Below are 6178 nucleotides of genomic sequence, written 5' to 3' on the forward strand. Positions count from 1 at the left end.
CATGCCGATGCCGGTGAACTTGGTCTGACCTTCCGCCAGGCGTTTCTGGATGCCGGGTTTAAATTATCTTCTTGCCTTATCTGGCGTAAAAACCGGTTGATCATCAGCCGGGCTGACTACCACTGGCAGCATGAGCCGATTCTTTATGGCTGGAAGCCCACTGCTGCCCATCGTTGGTTTGGGGATCGCAAGAAAACTACCATCCAGGAGCTGCTCAATGAGGAGATGATCTCAAAAGTGGATGACGATACCTACCAGCTCCAGCTTGGCGATGTTTCTTATTTGCTTACCGGGGACAACATCCTGGTGACTGAAGCTGAATCCTCTGTTGTCCGGGTGGAAGTTCCCACCAAGAACGATCTCCATCCCACCATGAAGCCGGTGGCCCTCATCGAACGGCTGCTTTTGAACAGTTCCAAGTCAGGTGAGCTGGTCCTGGATCCCTTTGGCGGCTCCGGTTCCACACTCATTGCCTGTGAAAAGATCGGCCGGCAAGCCCGCCAGGTGGAGCTCGACGAAAAGTTTTGTGATGTGATTGTCAAACGCTGGCAGGATTTTACCGGTAAAGAAGCCTTCCTGGCAGAAGAGGGTAGTTCTTATAACACGCTGGTCCAGTATGGTCGAGGCTATGACCGAGCTCAGTGATAAATTAAAAGAGTTTTTTGCCCAGGAAGAAAAAATCCTGCAGACAGCCAAGGTGAAAGCCATGCGCCGGGTGGCTGAAAACCCCACGGCTGAAAACTTGCGGGCTTTTCGTGAAGCGGAGAAAGCGCTGCATGAATTTGAGCGCCGGCAGAAAGAAGATCAAAACCCCGAAGCCCAAGTCTTTGACACCATTGCCGAGGTTCACCGCTACATCCTCTCCCAGGGCTGCCGGGTAACCCGCCAGACCGTAGACAACCACAAGAATGCCGGCAAGCTGAAAAGCCAACCCACTGGCGGTTTTTCCCGGAAGGATGTTGACCGCTACATCGCTGAACACCTCACCACTGACGACGATGACCAGTCCGGGCTCCAGCGTGAAAAGATGGAAGCCACTTTACGTAAAGAGCAGGCCCAGGCCGAACACCTGGAGATCAAAACCAAAGTGGTCCGGGGCCTGTATATCGACCGCTCTCAAGTGGAGCAGGAACTGGCAGCCCGGGCGGCCTTCCTCAAGGATGATCTGCAGAATTTCTGGCGGTCCAAGTCAGTGGAGGTTATTGATATAGTCGGCGGTGACCACGCTTATGTCCCTGACCTGGTGGAATTTGGCATCGAGCAGGTGGAGGAATGGCTGGACCGTTATTCAAGGCCAATGAGAACGAATTCTATGCCGGTCGTTCTGGAAGAGATGGACCAGTTGTGATGGGTGCAGCTACCAATTGTTTGGTTTGTAAATGGTTGTGTTTGGTATGGTGGGAGGCAATTGAGAGTGTTTAAGAACACCCATGCGGATGCGTTTTACAAAATGGGCATATTTTTGCAGTTCTCTTGATGGATGTCCCTTGATGAGAGGGGATAACAGCCCTATGGTTTTGCCGTTTTGACTTCTAACCAGCCTGAGAGCTTCTGCAAGGTCGCTATCATTAGAAATAATGACGGCACAATCATATTTGTTAAGCCAAGCATCATTCAATAGGTGTATTGCCAAATTTACATCGGAGCCTTTTTCTTCAGTTTTATAAACTTTGGCAAAGGATACTGGTGACGATATTGGGGCCTCAGGCATAAAAACTTCATGACTTAGAAAATGTCCATAATGTACTGAAAACTCAGGAATGAATTTTTCTAATGCTCTGATGTATGTTTTTTGCCTGTTTGGTTGGTGGGGATCGATTCGACCTGAAACTATGGCGGTAAAATATTTAATGTTTGTGATTTGATGTTGTGGCTGAAGAAGGTTTGATGCAAGCTTTTTCAGATCAAGCCATTTGTATGGTGTACCTTTTAATGCTCGATAATAGAGGTTGAACCCATCTATATAGACAGATGTTCTCATGTAGGATTGTTTCCCAAAAAAAGCAGGGGCTGCTAATGCAGCCCCGCACCCTAGGTCGAAACCATAGGGGTAGTTAGTTGATATTATTCCTAGTCAATAAAAAATGAATTGTCAACAAAAAAACTAAGATTTTCGGTATAAAATGACAGGTGTCGATCAAAGCAGTAACCAATTTTCTCTCTTTGCTCCCATCTACTGGTACCAGGGTGAGCTGGATATCTGGCGCCGGCGTGAGCGCCTTACTCCCAGCCAGTGGGCGGAAAAGTACCGGGAGGTGACCATGGGCTCCCACCAGGGCCGTTGGCGCAATGATATTACGCCCTATCTCACCAAAATCATGGATACCTACGGCATGTCCTATGTTCGTGAAGTGGTGGTTTGTGCCGTGGCTCAATCGGGAAAAACCAATGCCATGTACAACTGCTTTGCCTGGTCTATTGATCAGCATCCAGGCCCGGTCATGTTTATCATGCCGAGCAAGAACGCCATTGATAAATCGGCAACGGATCGCATCATTCCGATGATTGAGCAATCTTCAAGGTTGAAGAAGCTAAAAAGCAGCAATCCTGATGATACGGCAAGATCCAGAATCAAGCTGAAAAATGGTACCATCATTTACACCGCCTGGGCCAATTCAGCCACCGCCCTGGCCTCTTTTCCGATCAAATATCTCTTTTTTGACGAGGTCGACAAATATCCGCCCACCGTCAGCAAGGAAACTGATCCCGTTACTTTAGGCGAGAAAAGAAACCGGATTTTCTCCAAAACCTGCAAACGGTTCAAGGTCAGTACGCCGACCAGGGAAAGCGGTTTCATCTGGCAGGCCATGCAGAAATGCCACCAGACCTGGGCCTATGAGGTACAGTGTCCCGAATGCAGCAGCTATCATATCATGAAGATTGATGGCCTCCGCTGGCCGGAAGGCAAAAAAGCCCAGGAGCTGGAAATTGAAAAAACAGCCACCTATGAATGCCCTGAATGCCATGTTCAATGGGATGACCGCCTGCGAGAAAAGGCCGTCGTTAACGGCCGCTGGATGGTGATTTCCGGTGGTCGGCTGAAAAGGCCGGAGAAGGTAGGTTTTCACATTCCCGGCTGGATCTGCCTTGATATCAGCCTGACGGAGATTGCCGCTGCTTACCTGCGTTCCCAAGGTGATCCAGTCAAGATGATCGATTTCTACAACGATTACCTGGCCGAGCCCTATGAGGAGTTTGCCGTCGAACGCGACGAAGACCGGATCCTGGCACTTCGTGACGATCGCCCCCGGGGTCTGGTACCTTCTGCCGAAATATCCTGTTTGACCATTTCTATTGACACCCAGCAGAATGGGTATTTTTATGAAATCAGAGCCTGGGGTTACGGCGTCGATCTTGAAAGCTGGCAGATCCGGGAGGGCTTTGTTGAAACAGATGCCGCCTTGGAGCAGCTTCTCTACCGGACGGAATATCTCTCTCCGGATGGCACGTCCCATTCCATTATTGCCGGCTTGATCGATTCCGGTGGTACCCGGGACCAGAAGGCCCGTCATAGTCGCACTTGGGAGGTCTATGAACTCTGTCGGCGCAATCCGATCATCAAACCCATCAAAGGCCAGCAGCGCCAGAGCTCTCCCTGGCGGGTGTCAACCATCGATACCTATCCCGGCAGCAACAAGGCCATTCCCGGCGGTCTGAAGCTCTACAATCTCCACTCAACGTATTACAAAGATCAATTGGCTGGCAAGCTGGAGATTTCTTCCGCAGATCCTGGAGCTTGGCATCTTCACTCTGAATCAACCGAGGAATATGCCCGGCAGATGTGTGCTGAATATCGGGATGAGCGTGGGCTCTGGCTGTGTCCCAGAAACCGTCCCAACCATTTTTGGGATATTGGCTATTACTCCCTGGCTTGTGCCGATGTAATGGGGATTAAATTCTGGTTGAAACCTGGGCAGTAATCTAACCGCCGCCGGCGGGTTATAAGTAAAGGGGTGGAAGTATGACCGTAAAAAGCAGGGTTACCGTGGCTGAAATCAATCACATAAAACGCCAGCACATCATGAAAGTGATGCTCTATACCCCAACCGAGGTGGCCGTTGTCCTTGGCTGCTCCGAACGAAAAATCTTTGATCTGGTCCGTGATGGAAAACTCCTGGCAGCCAGTGAAAATCCCGGCCGCCGGGGGATTCGAATTACTGCTGTGTCCCTGGAAAAGTATCTGGATTCGATTACCATCGAGCCTGAATTCTGGCAGCGGTGATAGGTACATCCCTGTTTGAGGTAAAAAAACAGTCCGCCTTTTGTGCGGGCTATTTTTTTAATAAAAACCAATAAAATCAATAATTTATGAATAAAAGTGTTGACAAATAAGAGACGGTTAGTTAAGAACATGAGTATAGCTTGAAACAAAAAAAACGGAGGGGAAAATGATAAAGTTGACGCCACATGGAATCAAAGAAGTACGTTATATAATGGGCTGGAATAGAGCTGCCATGGGGGTTGCTCTTGGAGTTTCCCCGCGGACAGTAAAAGAATGGGAAATGGGACATCATTATCCTGGAACGAAGGCGCAGAAATTGTTGCAGAAGATTTTGTAAGGGGGAGGAAAATGAGTGACGAATTAAATCCCGAATACATGTTCCAGACGATATGCACTGAATTACTGGTAAAAGCTTTAAACGGGGAAATCGATCTTGAAATGCTGGCCCGCCAGGAAATGGCCAATCGTGGCCTGGGCAAGGATGGCGAGTGGGTTGGTTTTGATGCTGCTGCAAAAATTCATGGGGTGTAAAGATGAAAACAATAGCTATGAAATTCAAGGAAAAGGCTGCAGAGTTGATGCCGCATATGGACGATCTTCAGGATATTCCTGATTCCGTAGATAGTTCCAATGCTATTGACGAGATCATGTTTCGCAAGAGCGAATATCTTGGTGGTATGGCTGCTGTCATATTGGCGCTTTGCCGATGAGAGGCGGCAAAAGAAAGGAGGGTGCTATGTACGCTGTTGCTTTCGGACTCAAAGGTTTTCGTTCTTCCAGTTTGCGCATCAGGGTGGAACGCGACCTTGGCGACGTGGTCATCGCCAGGACTGCGGACTTGTTGGATGCCGGCACCCCGTTGGCGCTGGATCGTTCCCAAGTGCGGCCGGAAATGGCTCTGAAACCACAACCATGCATCGCGAGGGCTTGGTGGCCCTCGCCAACTAGGGGAGGTTGGTTATGATGAATAATGAAAAACAGGAGGAAAAAAATGAGTGTACCAAAATATATTCTTCGTCACACCAACTATAATGCCGATGATTACTCTTATCTCCATGCTAAAGGATGGACAAACAAAGAAATAAAACTGCGATGGGATCAAGAAAGAAGGCAAGGGAAAGGTCCATGTCTTTGGAACGGGCAGGGAGCTCAAAGCAAGCTGGCTGCGGTATTGGCTGGTGCAGCAGATGAATAAAGGACGAAAAACCCGGGGGCCGGGACGTCCTCGGGGGATTACCAGAATTCATTATAATTGTCGCCTGCCTCGCGATATTGTCACCTGGCTGCGGTCACGTAAAAACGGTGGCCGCCTGATCGAGGAGGCGTTGAGAAGTTATTACGATTTGAAAGATAACAAATTCGGAAAAGGAGAGAGGAAATGAAAAAAATCATGGTAGTGGCGGCGGTGACCGTTGTTCTGTGGTTAACTGCTCAGGTGGCGGCAGCTCAGGGGATGCATTGTGGTTCGAAGATTGTAACTACCGGCGATCACAAATACGAGATACTGGCCGCTTGCGGACAGCCGGCTTCCCGGGAGATTGTTGGCGTCGACAACAAGCATGTGGGGGAATACCGCATCGTCGAAGAGTGGCTGTATATTATCGAAAAATACGGTCATAAGCAGATGTATCTGCTGGAATTTGATGGTGATGGCCGGGCACAGGAGATCAAGTGGCTGGGGGAACAAAAGTAGATATCGTAAATCAATACCTTTCAAGGAGAAGAAAATGGGGGAGAATAAAACTTACGAATCTGATGCTCTCAATCCGAGATATGTCTTTCAGGCTATCGAACATGAGTTGCTGATGGAAATTGCTACCGGTGAAGTCAACGCCCAGAAAGTCGCCTGTAAAGTTCTGGCTTCCCGAGGTTTTGGCAGCACAGGTAAATGGGTTGGTTTTGCCCAAGCGAAAAAGGAATGGGGGGTTTCCTGATAGTTGGTTTAATATTAATACT

Annotated in this window: 13 protein-coding genes; 12 read left to right on the top strand and 1 reads right to left on the bottom strand. The window is 48.9% G+C overall.

Features of this window, described 5'->3' with window-relative positions:
- On the top strand, positions 1 to 645 hold a 645-nt coding region (locus U9P07_00480; GenBank protein ID MEA2107885.1), incomplete at its 5' end, for a site-specific DNA-methyltransferase.
- The gene (locus tag U9P07_00485) at positions 629 to 1348 is read left to right on the top strand and encodes a hypothetical protein (protein ID MEA2107886.1); all 720 of its coding nucleotides are present in this window, start codon (positions 629 to 631) and stop codon (positions 1346 to 1348) included. The genes U9P07_00480 and U9P07_00485, both read left to right, overlap by 17 nt.
- Positions 1349 to 1357: 9 nt before the next feature.
- Here the strand turns inward: U9P07_00485 and U9P07_00490 are convergent, their stop codons facing one another.
- Positions 1358 to 1981: an NYN domain-containing protein gene (locus tag U9P07_00490; GenBank protein MEA2107887.1), complete on the bottom strand. Its 624-nt coding sequence runs from the start codon at positions 1979 to 1981 to the stop codon at positions 1358 to 1360.
- Positions 1982 to 2123: 142 nt separating this feature from the next.
- Between U9P07_00490 and U9P07_00495 the strand changes: the two genes are divergently transcribed.
- From U9P07_00495 to U9P07_00540, 10 genes are all read left to right on the top strand, one after another.
- Positions 2124 to 3920, top strand: coding sequence for a terminase gpA endonuclease subunit (locus U9P07_00495; protein ID MEA2107888.1), 1797 nt, complete (start codon positions 2124 to 2126; stop codon positions 3918 to 3920).
- A gap of 41 nt (positions 3921 to 3961) precedes the next feature.
- Positions 3962 to 4222 (top strand): helix-turn-helix domain-containing protein, encoded by a 261-nt coding sequence (locus tag U9P07_00500; GenBank protein MEA2107889.1) that lies wholly within the window; start codon positions 3962 to 3964, stop codon positions 4220 to 4222.
- 166 nt (positions 4223 to 4388) lie between these two features.
- On the top strand, positions 4389 to 4559 hold the full coding sequence (locus U9P07_00505) for a hypothetical protein (protein ID MEA2107890.1): 171 nt from the start codon (positions 4389 to 4391) through the stop codon (positions 4557 to 4559).
- Positions 4560 to 4570: 11 nt separating this feature from the next.
- Positions 4571 to 4753 carry a hypothetical protein gene (locus U9P07_00510; protein ID MEA2107891.1) on the top strand — a complete coding sequence of 61 codons (183 nt, stop codon included), beginning with the start codon at positions 4571 to 4573 and terminating at the stop codon, positions 4751 to 4753.
- A gap of 2 nt (positions 4754 to 4755) precedes the next feature.
- On the top strand, positions 4756 to 4932 hold the full coding sequence (locus U9P07_00515) for a hypothetical protein (GenBank protein ID MEA2107892.1): 177 nt from the start codon (positions 4756 to 4758) through the stop codon (positions 4930 to 4932).
- Positions 4933 to 4958: 26 nt separating this feature from the next.
- Positions 4959 to 5186, top strand: coding sequence for a hypothetical protein (locus U9P07_00520; GenBank protein ID MEA2107893.1), 228 nt, complete (start codon positions 4959 to 4961; stop codon positions 5184 to 5186).
- Between the two features lie 27 nt (positions 5187 to 5213).
- Positions 5214 to 5417 (top strand): hypothetical protein, encoded by a 204-nt coding sequence (locus U9P07_00525; protein ID MEA2107894.1) that lies wholly within the window; start codon positions 5214 to 5216, stop codon positions 5415 to 5417.
- On the top strand, positions 5410 to 5604 hold the full coding sequence (locus U9P07_00530) for a hypothetical protein (protein MEA2107895.1): 195 nt from the start codon (positions 5410 to 5412) through the stop codon (positions 5602 to 5604). Before U9P07_00525 ends, U9P07_00530 begins: the two co-directional genes overlap by 8 nt.
- Positions 5601 to 5915 carry a DUF2845 domain-containing protein gene (locus U9P07_00535; protein MEA2107896.1) on the top strand — a complete coding sequence of 105 codons (315 nt, stop codon included), beginning with the start codon at positions 5601 to 5603 and terminating at the stop codon, positions 5913 to 5915. The genes U9P07_00530 and U9P07_00535 overlap by 4 nt, the downstream gene beginning before the upstream one ends.
- A gap of 34 nt (positions 5916 to 5949) precedes the next feature.
- The gene (locus U9P07_00540; GenBank protein MEA2107897.1) at positions 5950 to 6156 is read left to right on the top strand and encodes a hypothetical protein; all 207 of its coding nucleotides are present in this window, start codon (positions 5950 to 5952) and stop codon (positions 6154 to 6156) included.
- The last annotated feature ends 22 nt before the right edge of the window (positions 6157 to 6178 follow it).

The sequence above is a fragment of the Pseudomonadota bacterium genome, from assembly GCA_034660915.1.
In the GTDB taxonomy this organism is placed as follows: domain Bacteria; phylum Desulfobacterota; class Anaeroferrophillalia; order Anaeroferrophillales; family Anaeroferrophillaceae; genus DQWO01.

What these genes read in the sequence shown, in the direction of transcription:
- U9P07_00485 (MEA2107886.1), top strand. Translation starts at nt 629, where the DNA reads ATGACCGAGCTCAGTGATAAATTAAAAGAGTTTTTTGCCCAGGAAGAA.
- U9P07_00535 (MEA2107896.1), top strand. Translation starts at nt 5,601, where the DNA reads ATGAAAAAAATCATGGTAGTGGCGGCGGTGACCGTTGTTCTGTGGTTA.
- U9P07_00515 (MEA2107892.1), top strand. Translation starts at nt 4,756, where the DNA reads ATGAAAACAATAGCTATGAAATTCAAGGAAAAGGCTGCAGAGTTGATG.
- U9P07_00530 (MEA2107895.1), top strand. Translation starts at nt 5,410, where the DNA reads ATGAATAAAGGACGAAAAACCCGGGGGCCGGGACGTCCTCGGGGGATT.
- U9P07_00500 (MEA2107889.1), top strand. Translation starts at nt 3,962, where the DNA reads ATGACCGTAAAAAGCAGGGTTACCGTGGCTGAAATCAATCACATAAAA.
- U9P07_00495 (MEA2107888.1), top strand. Translation starts at nt 2,124, where the DNA reads ATGACAGGTGTCGATCAAAGCAGTAACCAATTTTCTCTCTTTGCTCCC.
- U9P07_00490 (MEA2107887.1), bottom strand. Translation starts at nt 1,981, where the DNA reads ATGAGAACATCTGTCTATATAGATGGGTTCAACCTCTATTATCGAGCA.
- U9P07_00540 (MEA2107897.1), top strand. Translation starts at nt 5,950, where the DNA reads ATGGGGGAGAATAAAACTTACGAATCTGATGCTCTCAATCCGAGATAT.
- U9P07_00520 (MEA2107893.1), top strand. Translation starts at nt 4,959, where the DNA reads ATGTACGCTGTTGCTTTCGGACTCAAAGGTTTTCGTTCTTCCAGTTTG.
- U9P07_00505 (MEA2107890.1), top strand. Translation starts at nt 4,389, where the DNA reads ATGATAAAGTTGACGCCACATGGAATCAAAGAAGTACGTTATATAATG.
- U9P07_00510 (MEA2107891.1), top strand. Translation starts at nt 4,571, where the DNA reads ATGAGTGACGAATTAAATCCCGAATACATGTTCCAGACGATATGCACT.
- U9P07_00525 (MEA2107894.1), top strand. Translation starts at nt 5,214, where the DNA reads ATGAGTGTACCAAAATATATTCTTCGTCACACCAACTATAATGCCGAT.